The organism is Streptomyces sp. NPDC014894 (genome assembly GCF_043080985.1).
Taxonomy (GTDB): domain Bacteria; phylum Actinomycetota; class Actinomycetes; order Streptomycetales; family Streptomycetaceae; genus Streptomyces.
Genome location: NZ_JBIBWD010000001.1, coordinates 757,098 through 773,540, shown reverse-complemented (window position 1 = coordinate 773,540; position 16,443 = coordinate 757,098). Strand labels below are relative to the sequence as shown.

Sequence of the window (16,443 nt, the reverse complement as noted above, 5' to 3'; positions counted from 1 at the left end):
TCCCGCGGAGAAGCCTGCCGGGCGAAGCGGGCGAAGCGACCGCCGTATCCGGACCACGCGCCGGACGGGCGGGCGGCCCGGCCCCGGGCGGTCGGCCGAGGGCCGGGTGGTGCCGGGGCTCCACGGGGACGGGACGGATTCGCCGTCGATCCTGCCGGTCGGGTCGTGGACTCCCTTCGTACGCAAGGCAGTTGACGGACACCGGCAGGCTCGCCGGATCGCTGACCCGTGGGCCGTAGGGGCACTAGGGTTCCGGTGGCGGCGCGGCGGAGCGGGCGTCTGCCGGTGCGTCGGCGGGGCGGCGAGCGGGGGGACGGTGGACGGAGGCGGGCGGGGGGGCCGAAGGGAGCGGGGCCGGTCATGGCCGGCGCCGGGCGCTGTGGGACGGGCGCGCGCCCCTGGGCCGATCCGCCCGCCCGGCCGGCCGGGGACGGCGTACGGCTCGGCGGGGGCGCGGCCGCCCGTCCCGTACCGCACGCGCGGACCGGGCCGGGGCCGGACGGGCCGGACGTCCGGCGAGGGGCTGAGCGATCATGGACGGATGCATCATGATGAACCCTCAGGTTCCGCTGTCGGCACCCCTGTTGGCCCCGTGGCCGCCGCCGCTTTCTCTGCCGCGCGGGCGGCCTCCCCTCCTGTCGTCGAAGAAGCCCGCCCCCGGGCGGCCCGGTAGAGAGCAGGCATCATGACCGACCCCAAGAGAGTCAGTGCGGACGCGCGTGGGCGCCGGGCCGTCGTCATCGGCGGAGGGCTGGCGGGCATGCTGGCGGCGGCCGCGCTGCGCGGTCTGGCGGACGACATACGCGTGATCGAGAGCGACGCCCTGCCGGACGGCCCCCTCCCCCGCAAGGGGCTTCCGCAGGCGGGCCATGTGCATCTGCTGTGGAGCGGCGGGGTGCGGGCGGCGGAGTCGCTGCTGCCCGGGGTGACCCGCCGGTGGCTGGCGGCGGGCGCGCGCCGGGTGCCGATCCCGACGGGGATGGTGGGGCTGAGCCCGCAGGGCTGGTTCCGGCGCTGGCGGCGCGAGACGCACTTCCTGATCGCGTGCAGCCGCGATCTGCTGGACGCGGTGGTCCGCGAACAGGTCCTGGAGGACCGGGCGGTGCGGGTGGTGGAGCGCACCCGGGCGGAGGGTCTCGTCGGCACGGCTACACGTGTCACCGGCGTCCGGGTGCGGGGCGAGGACGGCGCGGTACGGGTGATCGAAGCCGACTTCGTGGTGGACGCGAGCGGGCGCGGCTCCCGGACCCCGCGGTTCCTGGAGGAGCTGGGGGTGGCCCCGGCCGACGGGCGGACGGTGGACCCGGGGCTGGTGTACGCGAGCCGGCTCTTCCGCGCGCCCGCCGGGGCGGACACGTTCCCCGTGGTGAGCGTGCAGGCCGACGCGCGGGCCTCGCGCCCCGGGCGGAGCGCGGTGATCCTGCCCGTCGAGGGGGGCCGGTGGCTGGTGACGGCCTCCGGGACCCGGGGCGGCGAGCCCACCGAGCGGGCCGAGGACTTCGAGGACTTCAACCGGGGCCTGCGCCATCCGGTGGTCGGGGAGCTGATCTCGCACCTGGAGCCGCTCGGCGGGGTGACGATCAACCGCAGCACCCTCAACCGGCGGCGGTTCTTCGAGCGGGTCCGGGACTGGCCCGAGCGGTTCGTGGTGATCGGCGACGCGGCGGCGACGTTCAACCCGGTCTACGGGCACGGGATGTCGGTCGCCGCGCAGAGCGCTCTCGCCCTGCGCGAGCACGCGGCGGACGGCGGGGTCACGGCCCCCCGGCTGGCCCGGCGCGTCCAGGGCGCGGTGGCCCGGCGGGTGTCGGCGGCCTGGGACCTGGCGGTCGGGCAGGACGTCTTCTACCCCGGTGTACGGGGCGGCTCCCCGAGCCGGACCGACCGGGTCGCCGCCCGGTATGTGGACCGTCTGATCAAGACGTCCACCGGCAGTTTCGTGATGACGAAGGAGTTCACCGACGTCACCTCGCTCGAAGCCCCGCTGCGGACCCTGGTGAAGCCCCGGGTGCTGCTGGCGGCCGCGCTCGGGCCACGGCAGGAGCCGCTCGGCGCACCGCCGCTGACGGAGGAGGAGTTCGCCGTGGTCGCCGGCGCGGGCCGCGGCGCCCGGGGCTGAGCGGACGAGGCCGGACGGCACCGGCCTGACCGGACGGCACCGGCCCGAGCGGACCGGGAGCCTGAGCGGACCGGGGCTCGGCCTCCCGGGGGCCCGGGGCCCGGCGACGACGCGGGCGCGCCCCGGCCGGTGGGATGTCACCGGCCGGGGCGCGCCCGTTCTCAGCTCGCCCGGGTGCGGATCCCGGGCCCCGGCTGTCAGCCGAGCGAGGCGATGGCCTGGTTGAAGGCCGCCGACGGACGCATCACGGCCGCGGCCTTGACCGGGTCGGGCTGGTAGTAGCCGCCGATGTCGACCGGGGAGCCCTGGACCGCGACCAGCTCGGCCACGATGGTCTCCTCCTGCTCGGAGAGCGTCTTGGCGAGCGCCGAGAACGCCTCGGCGAGCTGGACGTCGTCGGTCTGCGCGGCCAGCTCCTGGGCCCAGTAGAGCGCCAGGTAGAAGTGGCTGCCGCGGTTGTCGATGCCGCCGAGGCGACGGCTGGGCGACTTGTCCTCGTTGAGGAAGGTCGCCGTCGCGCGGTCGAGGGTGTCCGCGAGCACCTGGGCGCGGGCGTTGCCCGTCGTCTGGGCGAGGTGCTCGAAGCTGACCGCGAGCGCGAGGAACTCGCCCAGGCTGTCCCAGCGCAGGTAGTTCTCCTTGACCAGCTGCTGGACGTGCTTGGGCGCGGAGCCGCCGGCGCCGGTCTCGAAGAGGCCGCCGCCGTTCATCAGGGGCACCACCGAGAGCATCTTGGCGCTGGTGCCCAGCTCCAGGATCGGGAACAGGTCCGTCAGGTAGTCGCGCAGGACGTTGCCGGTCACCGAGATGGTGTCCTCGCCCCGGCGGATCCGCTCCAGGGAGAAGTTGATCGCGTCGACGGGGGCCTTGATCTCGATCTGGAGGCCGTCGGTGTCGTGCTCGGGCAGATAGGCCCGGACCTTGCCGATGAGGCTGGCGTCGTGGGCGCGGGTCTCGTCCAGCCAGAAGATCGCCGGGTTGCCGGTCGCGCGGGCGCGGGTGACGGCGAGCTTGACCCAGTCCTTGATCGGGGCGTCCTTGGTCTGGCACATGCGCCAGATGTCACCGGCGCCGACCGCGTGCTCCAGCACGGCCTCGCCCGCGCCGTTCAGCACGCGCACGGTGCCGGTGACCGGGATCTCGAAGGTCTTGTCGTGGCTGCCGTACTCCTCGGCCTTCTGCGCCATCAGACCGACGTTGGGCACCGAGCCCATGGTGGCCGGGTCGTACGCGCCGTTGGCCCGGCAGTCGTCGATGGCGGCCTGGTAGATGCCCGCGTAGCTGCTGTCGGGGATGACCGCGAGGGTGTCGGCCTCCTGGCCGTCGGGGCCCCACATATGACCCGAGGTGCGGATCATGGCGGGCATGGAGGCGTCCACGATGACATCGCTCGGCACATGCAGGTTGGTGATGCCGCGGTCCGAGTCGACCATCGCGAGCGCGGGGCCGTCGGCCAGCTCGGCCTCGAAGGACGCCTTGATCGCGGCGCCGTCGGGCAGGCCCTCCAGGCCCTTGAGGATGCCGCCGAGCCCGTCGTTGGGGCTCAGTCCGGCGGCGGCGAGCGCCTCGCCGTGCTCGGCGAACGTCTTCGGGAAGAAGACGCGCACCACATGGCCGAAGATGATCGGGTCGGAGACCTTCATCATGGTGGCCTTGAGGTGGACGGAGAAGAGCACGCCCTCGGCCTTGGCGCGGGCCACCTGGGCGGCCAGGAACTCGCGCAGCGGTCCGACCCGCAGCACGGCGGCGTCCACGACCTCGCCCGCGAGGACCGGCACCGACTCGCGCAGCACGGTGGTGCTGCCGTCGTCGCCGGACAGCTCGATGCGGAGGGTGTCCGCCTCGGCGACGACCGCGGACTTCTCGGTGGAGCGGAAGTCGTCGGCGTCCATGTGGGCGACGTTGGTCTTGGAGTCCGCGGTCCACGCGCCCATGCGGTGCGGGTGGGTCTTGGCGTAGTTCTTGACCGACGCGGGGGCGCGGCGGTCCGAGTTGCCCTCGCGCAGGACCGGGTTGACGGCGCTGCCCTTGACCTTGTCGTAACGGGCGCGGACGTCGCGGTCCTCGTCCGTCTTCGGGTCGTCCGGGTAGTCCGGAAGCGCGTAGCCCTGCTCCTGAAGCTCGGCGATCGCGGCCTTCAGCTGCGGGATCGAGGCCGAGATGTTGGGCAGCTTGATGATGTTGGCGCCGGGAGTCTTGGCCAGTTCGCCCAGCTCGGCGAGTGCGTCGTCGATGCGCCGGCTCTCCTCCAGACGCTCGGGGAAGCTCGCGATGATCCGGCCCGCCAGGGAGATGTCACGGCTCTCGACCCTGACCCCGGCCGTCGAGGCGTAGGCCTCGACCACGGGGAGGAGCGAGTGCGTGGCCAGGGCTGGGGCCTCGTCGGTGTGCGTATAGATGATGGTCGAGTCAGTCACCGGGTGCTCCGCTCCACGTCTGCAACATTGCTCGACATCAAGATATCCCGTCCGTGCCGCCCTCTCGAAAGGGCCCTCCTCCCGGATCGGCGGCGGCGCGGCGCCCGCCCGGGGCGACGCCCCGGAGCCGCGCGAAGGCGACGCTCGGCGCGCGGGTCCCGCCGTCCCCGGCGCAGGCCCGGAGGGGGCTGGACGCCGGTCTCCCGGACGGCGTCCAGCGGGCCCCGGGACGTCCGCCGCGCGATGTCGCCGTGTCCGCGAGGGACGCGGTGCCGGTGTGGCGACGACGCCGACGGACGGCGGGGTCTTCACGGGCACGGACCGCGCGGCGCGGCGGCCACGGGCGGACGGCGGGCGGTCACCGGGCGGGGGGCGGAGGGTCACCGGGTGGACGGCGGGCGGTCACGCCTCCACGGTGACCTCGAGCGGGGTGAGGTCGGCGGTGAAGCGCACGGCGGGCCAGTAGCCGTCGAGGAAGTGCCCCTCGCCGATCTCCTCGTAGTGGAGCGCGAACTCTCCCGAGGCGTCGACCACCAGGCTGGTGGGGGCGTTCTCGGCGAGGAACCGGGCCCGTTCGGCGGCCGGTTCCGTACCGTCGGCCCCCCACTCCCAGAGGAAGGCGACGGCCTCGTCGCGGAGTCCTCCGAACGCGGCCAGCACCGCGCGGGCGTGCGGCAGCAGCGCGCCGATCGTCTCCGCGGTCGGCTCGCCGACATCGAAGCTCAGCGATATCTCCTGGTCAGCGGCGTGCACGAGCACATACCGCGCGCGGACGACATCCTCGGCGGTGAACCCGCCGACGCCCCCGCCCCGGCCCGTTCCCTGGTCGTCACGATCGTGCACATCACCCTCCCGCGCGCAGCGTGTCACATTCGCGGGCCGCGATCCGTCAGTGAAGTGAGCAGGACAGCCGATACGGATCACGAAGGAGCCCGTCATGCACGCGCGTATGAAGAACCCGGCCGAGGTCATCCCCGCCGCGTACCCCGCCCTGATGAAAGTGGCCGAGGCGGCCCGGCAGGGCGGGGTGGAGCCGGCCGTGCTCCATCTCGTCCACCAGCGCGCCAGTCAGATCAACGGGTGCGGTTTCTGTGTGGTGGGCGGGGTGGCCGGGGCGAAGAAGGACGGCGAGAGCGACGAGCGGCTGCACGCGGTGGCCGTCTGGCGGGACGCGCCGTACTTCACCGACGCGGAGCGGGCCGCGCTGGCCCTGACCGAGGCGATGACCCGGCTGAGCGACTCCTCGGACCCGGTGCCGGACAGGATCTGGGACGAGGCGGCCGACCACTTCGACGAGAAGCAGCTCGCGTCGATCGTCCTCACGGTCGGGCTGACCAATCTCTTCAACCGGATCAATGTCACCACCCGGCAGGTGGCGGGCCCGACCTGGTAGTCGGGACGTCGGCCGCGGACCGCGCCGGGCCGATCCGCGCGGGCCGTCCGCGACGGCGGGCCGCGCAGCACAGGGCGGCGAGGAGCTGGACGGCCGCGGCCGCCAGGAGGGCGCCGGGCGGCGACTGGAGGACGAGGGGCCCGCCGATCCCCGCGCCGACGGCGAAGCCGGTGAGTTTCAGGCTCGCTCCGGTGGTGAAGATCTGGCCGCGCAGCCGCTCGGGCGCTTCCCGGTGGCGTATCGCGAAGACGGCGGCGAGCTGCGGACCCTGGCCCAGCCCGGCGAGGACGACCGCGACGGCGAGGAGTACGGGGCCGCCCGGGGCGGCCAGGGCCATCGCGGCGGCCGACAGGACGGCGCTGCCCGCGATCACCGCCTCGGGGCGCGGCCGGACGGGGGCGCGGGCGAACAGGGCTCCCGCGGCGAGCGCCGCGGCGGCGACGGCGGCGAGCAGCAGCGCGCCGTGGCCGGGGCCGCCGAGGTCCCGCTCGCCGAGCGCCGGGGCGCAGACGACGAACAGGCCCTCGCCCGCGCAGGAGACGGTGGTGGCGGCGGTGGCCCGGGCGAGCGGCCCGTTGCGGACGATGGCACGCGGCCCGGCGGCCAGTTGGGCACGGAGCCCGGGGACCGGGTCGGTGCGAAGCCCGGCGGCCGGGTCGGTGCGAAGCCCGGCGGCCGGGTCGGCACGGAGCCCGGCGGCCGGATCGGTGCGGAGGCCGGTGCGAAGCCAGGCGGCGGGCCGGGACCACCGGGGCGCTCCCGCTCCCCGTACCGGCTCCGCGCCGGGCCTCTCGCTCCGGCGCGGCAGCCGCAGGGCGGCGGGGAGCGCCAGGGAGATCAGCACGGCGGCGACGGCCACGGCGGTGTGCGCGCCGGCGAGCTGGGCGGTCGCGCCGGCCAGCGCGGGTCCGGCCAGTGCGGCGGCGTTGAAGGTCATGGCGTCGAGCGCGGTCGCGCGGGGCAGTTCCCTGGCGGGTGTCACGGCGGGGAGCTGGGCGGACCAGCCGCCGGCCAGGGCGGGGGCGAGGAGGCCCACGGCGACGGCGATCAGCAGGGTCCAGCCGAGCGGGATCCGGCCGAGGCTGACGAGGACGGCGGTGAGGGCGAGGGCGTGCCCGGCGAGCGCCGCGGCGAGCAGCCGGCCCGGCGCGGGCGAGCGGTCGAGCAGGGCCCCGAGGAGCGGGCCGCCGAGCGCCGTCGCGGCGGTGATCCCGGCCAGCAGGGCCGAGCCCGAGGCGGCCGAGCCGGTGATCGCGGGGCCCGCCAGGAGCAGGGCGGGCCCGGACATCTCGTCGCCGGTACGGGCGGCGGCGGCCCCGGCCGCGTACCCCGCCGGAAGGCCGCGTTGGCGGTAACGCTTTCTCATCTGGATCACGTTACGCAGGTAACTCAAAGACGCGCCAGATGCGTTACATTCGATGGATGGTCACCTCTGACGGCTCCTGGTCCGCCCGGCACTCCGTGGACGCCGTCGCCCGGCGCACGGCGGCCCTGGTCAATGTGCTGACCGGCGAGGAGGCCCCCTCGGCCGCGGCCGTCGCCGCGGTGCTGCGCGCACACGGCGAATCCGGCGAATCCGGCGGGTCCGGCGGGTCGGGCGGCGGACCGGGCCTCGAACTGCCGGAGCGCGAGGTCGCCGGGATGCGGACGGCGGCCCTGATGCTGCGCGAGGTCTTCGCGGCGACCGGGACGGACGAGGCCGCCGAGCGGCTCAACCGGCTGCTGCCGCTGAGCACCGGGACGCTGCGGCTCACCTCGCACGGCGGCTCCTCGCCCTGGCATCCGCATCTCGACAGCCACGACGACGCCCCCTGGGGCGAATGGCTGCTCGCCTCCTCCTCCCTGGCGCTGACCGTGCTCGTGTGGGACCGCCAGCGCCCGCCCGGCGGGGTGTGCGCCTCGGACGGCTGCCGGAACGTCTTCCTCACCCAGGGCAGCGGGCCGGAGCGGCGCTACTGCTCACGCCGGTGCGCGACCCGTGAGCGGGTGGCGGCCCACCGGCGGGCGAAGAGCCCCGGCGGACCATCACCACGCGATCACGCTCCCCAAAATCCTTCCGGCTCGCGGCAGTTGGGGGACGGCGGTTAGGCTCGCCGGTATGTCTTCCCCGCTCAGCGACGCCAAGCGACAGATTCTCGACGCCCCGAACTTCGGCGTCCTCGCGACCCTGCTCCCCGACGGCAGCCCGCAGACCTCGGTCGTCTGGCTCGGTCTCGACGGGGACGAAGTGGTCATCTCCTCCCAGCAGGGCCGCCGGAAGGTCACCAACATCGCGGCCGACCCCCGGGTCAGTCTGACCGTGTACGACCGGAACGACCCGGGCCGCTATGTCGAGCTGCGCGGCACGGCGTCGATCGAGGAGGACACCGGCCGCCGGACGGCCGTGCTGCTGGCGGAGAAGTACGAGGGACCCGGCGCGGGCGACGAGTATCTGAACCTGCCGCCCCAGGCCCTCCGCGTCGTCCTGCGGATCACGCCCCGGCGCGCGATCGGCTTCCAGGTCGACTGACCGGTCAGGCCACGGCCTGGAGGCAGAGGCTCCAGCACCCCGCCCGGCCGTTGAGGACCAGGGTGGAGAGCGGGCGCGCCTCCACGCCCCAGTAGGCGTACGGCGGGGCCTTGAGCGCGTACACCAGCGCGGCCCGTACGACGGAGGGCTCGGCGACGGCGACGACGGAGGAGCCGTCCCCCGCCGGCCGGGTGTCCAGCCAGCTCCCGACCCGCCGGATGAAGGCGAGCAGCGACTCGCCGCCGTGGGGCGCGGAGCGCGGATCGGAGAGCCAGGCGTCGACCGCGCCCGGCTCCACCGCGCTCACCTCGACAAGGGTCCGGCCGCGCCAGCGCCCCATGTCGCAGTCGCGGAGCGCGGGCTGGGCCATGGGCGCGAAGCCGAGCGCCCGGGCGGTGTCGCGGCTGCGCGGGCTCGGCGAGCAGTAGCGCAGCTCGGCGGCGTTGAGCGGGACGAGGGCGGGCGCGGCGAGCCGCACCTCGTGCCAGCCGGTCCCGTCGAGCGGCCGGTCGTCGTCGAAGCGCTCCGCGAGCAGGGAGGAGCTGCGAGCGGCAGCCACCATCGTGATCCGGACACTCATGGCCAGATGGTGTGCCTGTGGGGCCGGAGCGTCAAGGGACAGAACGGTCCACTCCGGTACGGGCGGCCAGAGGTTCGCCGGAAATTCGCCGGACGGACACCCTCCACCGCCCCGACAGGCCGGACCCCGTCGTCGTCCCGACAGGCCGATCCCGGTCGTCGCCCCGACAGGTCAATTCCGGCCGTCGCCACGGCAGATCAGCCCCGGCCGAGCACCTCGTCCGCCGCCGTGCGCAGCCTCCGCACCCCCTCGGCGATCTCCGGGGCGCCCGCCACCCCGGCGAAGCTGAGTCGCAGACGGCCGGCCGGGGGCTCGGCGGAGAAGTAGGGGCGGCCCGGAGCCACCGCGACGCCCGCGCGCAGCGCCGCGGCGACGAGCAGGGCCTCGTCCGCGCCGTCGGGCAGGCGCAGCCACAGGTGGTAGCCGCCGGAGGGGATGTACGGGAGGGCGAGTTCCGGCAGCCGGCGGCGGAGGTCGGCGGCGAGGATGTCGCGCCGGGCTCCCAGCTCGGCGGCCACCGTCCGCAGATGGCGGCCCCAGGCGGGCGAGCCGACCAGCTCCAGGGCGGCTTCCTGGAGGGGGCGGGGGACGAAGAAGTTGTCCACGACATGGATGGCGCGCAGCCGCTCCAGCACCGGCCCGCGCGCCGCCAGCACGCCCACTCGGAGACTGGGCGAGGCGACCTTGGTCAGTGAGCCGACGTGGACGACCACCCCGTCGCGGTCGTCGGCGGCGAGCGGCGCGGGGGGCGCGTCCGCGCCGGCGTGGACCAGCCGGCGGGCGAAGTCGTCCTCGATCACGAAGGCCCCGGCCTCGCGGGCGATGCGCAGCACCTCCGGGCGGCGGGCGGGCGACAGCACCGCGCCGGTCGGGTTCTGGAAGAGCGGCTGACAGACGAAGACCCGGGCCCCGGTGGCGCGGAAGGCGTCGGCGAGGAGTCCGGGGCGGACTCCGTCGGCGTCCAGCGGTACGGGTACGGGCCGCAGGCCGGCCGCGCGGGCGATGGCCAGCATGCCGGGGTAGGTGGGCGATTCGACCAGGACGGGCGCGCCGGGCGGGGCGAGCGCGCGCAGCGCGGTGGTCAGGGCGGACTGGCCCCCGGCGGTGATCAGCACATCGGCGGCGGCGACGGCGGGGCCGATGCCCTGGGCGAACCAGGCGCGGAGTTCGGGCAGTCCTTCCGAGGGCGGCCGGCCCCAGGCCCCGGGGCGGCGTCCGGCGCGGGCGAGGGCGGCGGCCATGGCGCGTTCCGGCTGGAGCGAGGGGTGGAGATAGCCGCCGTTGAACTCGATCACGCCCGGCGGCGGCGCGGCGAGGGTGACCAGCACCCCGGAGGCGTCGACGGTGCGCGGTACGGCGTCGGCCGAGGCGTCCGCGCTGAGGGCGACCTCCTGCCAGGAGGTGTCGCCCAAGGCCGCCGCCTCGGGCCGGGGTTCGGCGCGGAAGGCCCCGGAGCCGGGGCGGGTGACGACCAGCCCTTCGGCGGTGAGCCGGGCGAGGGCGCGGGAGACGGTCACCGGGGAGACCCGATGGTGTTCCACCAGCGCCCGGCTCGATGGCAGTTTCTCACCCGAAGAGTAGCGGTTGAACTCTTCTCGCAGGATCATGGCCAGTTCAGCAACGCTGCTACGCTTGTGCATGACAGTACAGAATAGCGCTATCGCCCAGCGATCGATAGCGATCGCCGCTCTGGCGCCGCGCCGCGGGGTCCTGCTCGCGGCGCTCGGCGTGGCGGCCTTCTCCCTCACCTTCCCGTCCACGGTCTGGGGGCTGGAGTCCTTCGGCGTCTGGTCGCTGGTCTCGCTCCGGAGCACCCTCGCCGCGCTGATCGCGGGCGGCTTTCTGCTGGCGCTGCGGGTCCGGCTCCCCGAGCGCCGCCACTGGGCCTCCCTCGCGGTGGTCGGCGCGGGCGTGGTCGTGGGCTTTCCGCTGCTCACCACGCTCGCCCTGGAGACCTCCACCAGCGCGCACGCGGCGGTGGTCGTGGGGCTGCTGCCGCTGACCACCGCCGTCCTCGCCGCCCTGCGGACCGGCCGCAGGCCCTCGCGCGCCTTCTGGCTGGCGGCGGTGGCCGGGGCAGCCGTGGTGATCGTCTTCACCGTCGCGGAGAGCGGCGGCTCGCTGCGGCGCGGCGATCTCTATCTCCTCGGCGCGCTGCTGGTGTGCGCCGCCGGATACACCGAGGGGGGCCGGCTGGCCCGGGAGATGCCGGGCTGGCAGGTGATCGGCTGGGCGCTGCTGCTCTGTCTGCCCCTCGCGCTCGCGGGCACGGCGGCGGCGCTGAGCGTGGAGCCGGTCGAGCTGACCGCCCGGGGGGTGACCGGCCTGGTCTGGGTCGCGGCCGGTTCGACCTTCTTCGGGCTGTACGTCTGGTATCGCGGGATGGCCGAGATCGGGATCCCCCGGGCGAGCCAGCTCCAGCTGGCGCAGCCGCTGCTGACGCTGGTGTGGTCGGTGGCGCTGCTGGGCGAACGGCTCTCCCCCGCCGCGCCGCTCGCGGCGGCCGGGGTGCTGGTGTGCATCGCGGTCACCCAGCGGGCCAGGAGCTGACCGGACCGCCCGGCTGCCGGAAGCCGCGGCTCCCCCGCCGGGGGCGGGGCTCCCGCCGGTCGCGGGTGCGGTCCGCGCCCCGGCCGTAGACTCGACACCACGGACCACCGCCGCACACGAACCGCCGCGAGGAGGTCACCGCGATGCATGCAGATGTGGGCGACAAGCTGCTGGTGCACGGCAGGACCGTGGGCCTGCACGACAAGGTCGCCGAAGTCGTCGACGTACTGGGGCGGCGGGGCGAGCCCCCGTACCGCGTCCGCTTCGAGGACGGGCACGAGACCCTGGTGTCCCCGGGGCCGGACTGCGTGGTCGTGCCGCACGAGCGCGTCTGACCGGCCCGTCCGCCGGGCCGCCCGGCCGGAGCGACTCCGGACGGGCGGCCGCCTTGCCCGGACGGCCCGACGACCCCGCCGCCGCGAATCCGCGGCGCCGGGGTTCGGAGACCGCCCGGGGGCACGAGCCGGCCGGGCCCGTGCGCGGTCACGGCGTCAGCGGGGCGGCGGCACCCGGCCCGGATAGTGGTCCGCCACCACCCGCGCCATCGCGCCGTTGCGGTCCGCGCCGACCTCCTTGGCCGAGAAGAAGAAGTGCCCGCGCACCTCGCCGTACCCGGCCGCGAGCGTGAGATGCCGGGACAGCTCGGCCGGATCCTGCCAGGCCGCCGGCTGCGCCGGGTCGCCCGCCTTGTAGAGCGCCTCGCCGATGCAGAGCTGGACGCCCGTGCCCCGTACCGTCTCGTTCCACCACGGCAGGAGCTTGGCGTAGTCCGCCGCCGCGAAGCCGATGTGCCAGTACACCTGCGGGACGACATGGTCGATCCAGCCCCGCCGGACCCAGGTTCGGGTGTCGGCGTGCAGATCGTCGTACGTCTGCACCCCCGCCCGGGTGTCCGAGCCGCTCGGGTCGGTGGCGGCGTTGCGCCAGACCGCGAAGGGGCTGATTCCGAAACGGACGCCCCGCCGCGCCGCCGGGATCCGCACGGACATCTCCCGCACCAGCCGGTCGATGTTGTCGCGCCGCCACGCCGCCTTGTCGGCGAAGCCCCCGCCGTACGTCTCGAAGGTCTCGTCGTCGTCGAAGGTCTGGCCCGCCACCGGATACGGGTAGAAGTAGTCGTCGAAGTGGACGGCGTCGATCTCGTAGCGCCGCACCGCGTCGATCATCGCGTCCTGGACGAAGGCCCTGACCTCGGGGATCCCGGGGTTGTAGTAGAGCTTCCCGCCGTACGGAAGGACCCACTCCGGGTGCTGTCGCGCCGGGTGGGCCGCGACCAGCCGGGACGGATCGGTGTGCAGCGCGACCCGGTACGGGTTGAACCAGGCGTGCAGCTCCAGCCCCCGGCGATGGGCCTCGGCCACGGCCGTGCCCAGCGGGTCCCAGCCCGGATCCCGGCCCTGGACGCCGGTCAGATACTGCGACCACGGCTCGTACGGCGACGGCCACAGCGCGTCCGCCGCCGGTCTGACCTGGAGCACCACCGTGTTCAGCCGGCGGGCGACCGCCGTGTCGAGATGGGCGAGCAGCTCCCGGCGCTGCTGCTCCGCGGTGAGCCCCGCCTTCGAGGGCCAGTCCCGCTGGGTGACGGTCGCCAGCCACATCGCGCGGAACGCCCGGTGCGAGGTGTGCCGCGCCTCCCGCGCCGCACCCGGCATGGCCGCCGCGTCCCCGGCCACCCCCAGCCCGGCCAGCGCCCCGGCCGCCGTCGCCACGAATCCCCGTCTCCCGATCCGGCCCATGTGCCACCTCGCGTCTCTCGGTGTGTGCGACCAGCATGCCCGCCCCTGGCCGTCGGCCACACCCCTGTGCGGAGTAACGTCAGAGGGTCGCGGCGGCGGCCCCTCCCCGGTGGCGGCCGCCCGGCACCGGACCAGCACTGGATCAGCGAAAGGCACGAGGTGACGGACTCAATGGCCGACATTGCACGCGTCGGAGTGGTGGGCTGTGGCCAGATGGGCGCGGGCATCGCGGAGGTGTGCGCCCGCAGCGGCCTGGAGGTGACGGTCGCCGAGACCACGGGCGAGGCCCTGGAGATCGGCCGGACCCGGCTGTACAACTCGCTCGGCAAGGCCGCCGAGCGAGGCAAGATCACCGCCGAGGAGCGGGACGCCACGCTGGAGCGCCTCAGCTTCACCACCGACCTCGGGGAGTTCGCCGACCGCGATCTCGTCATCGAGGCCGTCGTGGAGAACGAGCAGGTCAAGACCGAGATCTTCCAGGTGCTCGACCAGGTGGTGACCCGCCAGGACGCCATCCTCGCCTCGAACACCTCCTCCATCCCGCTGGTGAAGCTGGCGGTCGCGACCTCGCGCCCCGACCAGGTGGTCGGCATCCACTTCTTCAACCCCGCCCCGGTGCAGAAGCTGGTGGAGCTGATCCCGGCGCTGACCACCTCCGAGGAGACGATTCTGCGCTCCGAGGCCATGGTCGAGAAGGTGCTCGGCAAGCACGCCATCCGGGCCCAGGACCGCTCCGGCTTCGTGGTGAACGCGCTGCTCATCCCGTATCTGCTCTCGGCCGTCCGGATGTTCGAGTCCGGCATCGCCAGCCGTGAGGACATCGACAACGGCATGGAGCTGGGCTGCGCCCATCCGATGGGCCCGCTGAAGCTCGCTGATCTGATCGGACTGGACACGGTCGCCTCGGTGGCGGACTCGATGTACGACGAGTACAAGGAGCCGCTGTACGCCGCGCCCCCGCTGCTCCAGCGGATGGTGGACGCGGGACGCCTCGGCCGCAAGACGGGCTCGGGCTTCTACCCGTACTCCTGAGCCGCCGGGGCGCCCCGGCGCGGAGCGGGCTCTAACCCAGCCTGAGGTGGTGCAGCATCAGCAGCCCGGCCGCCATATTGGCGGCCGGGACCTCACCTCGGGCTATCAGATCGGGCACCAGCTTCAGCGGGATCCACTCCCGCCGCGAGGACTCGAAGTCGTCCTCGGGGTGGCCGGTGTAGGTGGCGCTCTCGGACCAGTAGAGGTGGTGGCGGGCGTCGGTGAGGCCGTTGGAGGGCTCGACGCTCAGCAGCGGCTGGAGGGGGCCCGGGCGCCAGCCGGTCTCCTCCTCCATCTCCCGGGCGGCCGCCGACGCGATGTCCTCGCCGTCCTCGACCACGCCCGCGGCCAGCTCCCAGCCCCAGCTGTCGGTGATGAAGCGGTGCCGCCACAGGAGCAGCACCTCATTGGCCTCGTTGACCGCGGTCGCGACCGCGACCGGGCGCATCCGGATCACATAGTGGTCCAGATGCCGTCCGTCCGGCAGAACGACATCGGCGAGATTGACGCTGAACCAGCGGTTCTCATACACATTCTGTTCGTCTAAGTTCGTCCACTGCACGTTTGGTGCCACCTTTCGACCAGTAGGTGGCAACATCGCAGCAGTGCCCGGTAGGGCGGAAAAGGCGTCGGCCGGGCATCGGAAACGCGTCACGGCCTCACAGGGGCACGCGCAGGGCCCCGTCGATGAGTTCGGTGGCGTCCTTGGCCCGGGACGAGCCGCTGGCCACCAGATGTTCGCGCACCGCGCGCAGCCGGTCCCGCAGCCGCTGCGACTCCATGCCCCGGACCTGGACGGCCATCTCGGCGGCCCGGTCGGCGGCCCGGTCGGCCTCGCCCTGGCGCAGCTCGATCTGACAGAGCATCGCGAGCCGGTGGACCCGGCCCCGGTCGTGCGCGGGGGAGCCGACTGCGGCCGCCGCGTGCTCATGGGCGGCGGTCAGATCCCCCAGGCTGAGCAGCGCCTCGGCGACCTGCACATTGACCAGCCCCGGCTGGACATAGCCGGTCTCGTCCGGCTCGTATCCGCGCTGGATGCGCTCGGCCTCCTGCTCGGCGCGCCGGATACAGCCCAGGGCGGCGGCCCCGTCGCCGAGATGGGCGTACGCCTTGGCCTGCATGGCGTGCAGATCGGAGGCGAGCGCCGGGGTGATCCGGCCGCCCGAGGCCCGCAGCGCCGCCTCCGCGAACGCCACCGCCTGCCGGTACTCGGCCATGTACAGCGACTGGTTCACCAGCAGCGCGATCACATAGGCGCCCAGACCCCGGTCGCCGCTCGCCTTCGCCAGGCGCAGCGCCTGGTGGAAGTAGCGCTGGGCGAGGCCGTGGGCGTCGGAGTCGTACGCGCAGATCCCGGCGACGGCGACCAGCCCGCCGGTCGCCCGGTGCAGCTGGCGGCCGAGCGCGTCGTCGTAGGAGCCGCGGAGCAGGGGCGCGGTCTCGGTGTTCAGGAATCCGACGATCCGGGTGCGGGTGACCATGCCGCCGGCCCGCCGGTACATCAGCTCGTAGTGCGCCCTGGCGGCCCGCAGCATGCCGATGTCGGCCATGGAGACGCTGGTCCGGCCGGTGCGGGAGACATCGGCGTCCTCGGGCGGGTTCTCCCATTCCCAGACGGGCATCACGGCGGGGGTTCCGGTGACGGCGGGGGCGTCGATGATGTGGCGTCGCTGCTGCTCGTCGGAGCGCCAGAGCGCGGCGGCCCGCTCCACGAAACCGGAGAGCGGGGAGCCGGGCTCGCCGACCGTGTCCCGGTTGACCCCGAGGCCGATGTCGCCGAGCGTCAGGGCCCGTCGCAGCCGGGCGGCGAGCACCTCGCATATCAGGTCGGGCACTTGTCCGCGCGGGCGCTGGCCCTTCAGCCAGCGGGCCACGGCGGTGTGCTCGTACCGCAGCGTCAGTCCTCGGGAGCGGCCCGCCTGATTGACCCGGGCGGCGAGGCCCGCGTGGGAGAAACCGGCCTCGTCGAGCAAGGCGTCGAGCAGGGTGTTGGGCTGCATGGCCCCTCCGGGACTCTGTCCGTTCAGCGTAGTGGAAGGGCGTTCGCACGGGGTGTGAAGCGAGTGCCCCGATCCGGGCCGCGCGCGCTCTGCCCCCGGTACGG

Annotated in this window: 15 protein-coding genes; 7 read left to right on the top strand and 8 right to left on the bottom strand. The window is 74.4% G+C overall.

Annotation, left to right across the window (positions count from 1 at the left end):
• Nucleotides 1-685 precede the first annotated feature (685 nt).
• A complete protein-coding gene (locus ACF089_RS03310; RefSeq protein ID WP_392021066.1) occupies nt 686-2,119 on the top strand; it encodes an NAD(P)/FAD-dependent oxidoreductase in 1,434 nt (477 codons plus the stop codon).
• Nucleotides 2,120-2,316: 197 nt separating this feature from the next.
• Here ACF089_RS03310 and ACF089_RS03305 read toward each other — a convergent pair whose 3' ends face one another.
• Both ACF089_RS03305 and ACF089_RS03300 read right to left on the bottom strand, forming a co-directional pair.
• Nucleotides 2,317-4,536 (bottom strand): NADP-dependent isocitrate dehydrogenase, encoded by a 2,220-nt coding sequence (locus ACF089_RS03305; protein WP_392021063.1) that lies wholly within the window; start codon nt 4,534-4,536, stop codon nt 2,317-2,319.
• Nucleotides 4,537-4,938: 402 nt separating this feature from the next.
• Entirely contained in the window at nt 4,939-5,379 is a 441-nt protein-coding gene (locus ACF089_RS03300) for a hypothetical protein (protein ID WP_392021060.1), read from the bottom strand.
• Between the two features lie 94 nt (nt 5,380-5,473).
• On the opposite strand from ACF089_RS03300, the gene ACF089_RS03295 reads away from it, so the two are divergent.
• Nucleotides 5,474-5,929, top strand: coding sequence for a carboxymuconolactone decarboxylase family protein (locus ACF089_RS03295; protein WP_392021058.1), 456 nt, complete (start codon nt 5,474-5,476; stop codon nt 5,927-5,929).
• On the opposite strand, the gene ACF089_RS03290 is transcribed toward ACF089_RS03295, so the two are convergent.
• On the bottom strand, nt 5,895-7,295 hold the full coding sequence (locus tag ACF089_RS03290) for an MFS transporter (RefSeq protein ID WP_392021056.1): 1,401 nt from the start codon (nt 7,293-7,295) through the stop codon (nt 5,895-5,897). The genes ACF089_RS03295 and ACF089_RS03290 overlap by 35 nt on opposite strands.
• A 56-nt stretch (nt 7,296-7,351) precedes the next feature.
• Here ACF089_RS03290 and ACF089_RS03285 point away from each other — a divergent pair, with 56 nt between their 5' ends.
• Both ACF089_RS03285 and ACF089_RS03280 read left to right on the top strand, forming a co-directional pair.
• Nucleotides 7,352-8,017: a CGNR zinc finger domain-containing protein gene (locus ACF089_RS03285; protein WP_392021053.1), complete on the top strand. Its 666-nt coding sequence runs from the start codon at nt 7,352-7,354 to the stop codon at nt 8,015-8,017.
• A 10-nt stretch (nt 8,018-8,027) separates the two neighbouring features.
• Complete coding sequence (locus tag ACF089_RS03280) at nt 8,028-8,438, top strand: PPOX class F420-dependent oxidoreductase (RefSeq protein WP_392021051.1); 411 nt, start codon at nt 8,028-8,030, stop codon at nt 8,436-8,438.
• 4 nt (nt 8,439-8,442) lie between these two features.
• Here the strand turns inward: ACF089_RS03280 and ACF089_RS03275 are convergent, their stop codons facing one another.
• Together ACF089_RS03275 and ACF089_RS03270 are read right to left on the bottom strand one after the other, a co-directional pair.
• Entirely contained in the window at nt 8,443-9,018 is a 576-nt protein-coding gene (locus ACF089_RS03275; RefSeq protein WP_392021049.1) for a histidine phosphatase family protein, read from the bottom strand.
• A 197-nt stretch (nt 9,019-9,215) separates the two neighbouring features.
• Nucleotides 9,216-10,658 (bottom strand): PLP-dependent aminotransferase family protein, encoded by a 1,443-nt coding sequence (locus tag ACF089_RS03270; protein ID WP_392021046.1) that lies wholly within the window; start codon nt 10,656-10,658, stop codon nt 9,216-9,218.
• On the opposite strand from ACF089_RS03270, the gene ACF089_RS03265 reads away from it, so the two are divergent.
• Both ACF089_RS03265 and ACF089_RS03260 read left to right on the top strand, forming a co-directional pair.
• Complete coding sequence (locus ACF089_RS03265) at nt 10,657-11,568, top strand: DMT family transporter (protein WP_392021043.1); 912 nt, start codon at nt 10,657-10,659, stop codon at nt 11,566-11,568. The two genes, ACF089_RS03270 and ACF089_RS03265, sit on opposite strands and share 2 nt — an antisense overlap.
• A gap of 143 nt (nt 11,569-11,711) precedes the next feature.
• Complete coding sequence (locus tag ACF089_RS03260; protein ID WP_392021040.1) at nt 11,712-11,903, top strand: DUF1918 domain-containing protein; 192 nt, start codon at nt 11,712-11,714, stop codon at nt 11,901-11,903.
• Between the two features lie 156 nt (nt 11,904-12,059).
• Here ACF089_RS03260 and ACF089_RS03255 read toward each other — a convergent pair whose 3' ends face one another.
• Complete coding sequence (locus ACF089_RS03255; RefSeq protein WP_392021039.1) at nt 12,060-13,307, bottom strand: glycoside hydrolase family 10 protein; 1,248 nt, start codon at nt 13,305-13,307, stop codon at nt 12,060-12,062.
• Nucleotides 13,308-13,478: 171 nt separating this feature from the next.
• Between ACF089_RS03255 and ACF089_RS03250 the strand changes: the two genes are divergently transcribed.
• Nucleotides 13,479-14,339, top strand: a complete 861-nt coding sequence (locus ACF089_RS03250; RefSeq protein WP_392021036.1) for a 3-hydroxybutyryl-CoA dehydrogenase — start codon at nt 13,479-13,481, stop codon at nt 14,337-14,339.
• Nucleotides 14,340-14,370: 31 nt separating this feature from the next.
• Here the strand turns inward: ACF089_RS03250 and ACF089_RS03245 are convergent, their stop codons facing one another.
• Nucleotides 14,371-14,901, bottom strand: a complete 531-nt coding sequence (locus ACF089_RS03245) for an NUDIX hydrolase (protein WP_392021035.1) — start codon at nt 14,899-14,901, stop codon at nt 14,371-14,373.
• Between the two features lie 97 nt (nt 14,902-14,998).
• Entirely contained in the window at nt 14,999-16,339 is a 1,341-nt protein-coding gene (locus ACF089_RS03240; protein ID WP_392021032.1) for a transcriptional regulator, read from the bottom strand.
• Between the last annotated feature and the right edge of the window lie 104 nt (nt 16,340-16,443).

Coding starts and splice junctions, on each gene's coding strand:
- ACF089_RS03310 (WP_392021066.1), top strand. CDS start 686: ATGACCGACCCCAAGAGAGTCAGTGCGGACGCGCGTGGGCGCCGGGCC.
- ACF089_RS03295 (WP_392021058.1), top strand. CDS start 5,474: ATGCACGCGCGTATGAAGAACCCGGCCGAGGTCATCCCCGCCGCGTAC.
- ACF089_RS03290 (WP_392021056.1), bottom strand. CDS start 7,295: ATGAGAAAGCGTTACCGCCAACGCGGCCTTCCGGCGGGGTACGCGGCC.
- ACF089_RS03285 (WP_392021053.1), top strand. CDS start 7,352: ATGGTCACCTCTGACGGCTCCTGGTCCGCCCGGCACTCCGTGGACGCC.
- ACF089_RS03280 (WP_392021051.1), top strand. CDS start 8,028: ATGTCTTCCCCGCTCAGCGACGCCAAGCGACAGATTCTCGACGCCCCG.
- ACF089_RS03275 (WP_392021049.1), bottom strand. CDS start 9,018: ATGAGTGTCCGGATCACGATGGTGGCTGCCGCTCGCAGCTCCTCCCTG.
- ACF089_RS03265 (WP_392021043.1), top strand. CDS start 10,657: ATGACAGTACAGAATAGCGCTATCGCCCAGCGATCGATAGCGATCGCC.
- ACF089_RS03270 (WP_392021046.1), bottom strand. CDS start 10,658: ATGCACAAGCGTAGCAGCGTTGCTGAACTGGCCATGATCCTGCGAGAA.
- ACF089_RS03260 (WP_392021040.1), top strand. CDS start 11,712: ATGCATGCAGATGTGGGCGACAAGCTGCTGGTGCACGGCAGGACCGTG.
- ACF089_RS03255 (WP_392021039.1), bottom strand. CDS start 13,307: ATGGGCCGGATCGGGAGACGGGGATTCGTGGCGACGGCGGCCGGGGCG.
- ACF089_RS03250 (WP_392021036.1), top strand. CDS start 13,479: ATGGCCGACATTGCACGCGTCGGAGTGGTGGGCTGTGGCCAGATGGGC.
- ACF089_RS03240 (WP_392021032.1), bottom strand. CDS start 16,339: ATGCAGCCCAACACCCTGCTCGACGCCTTGCTCGACGAGGCCGGTTTC.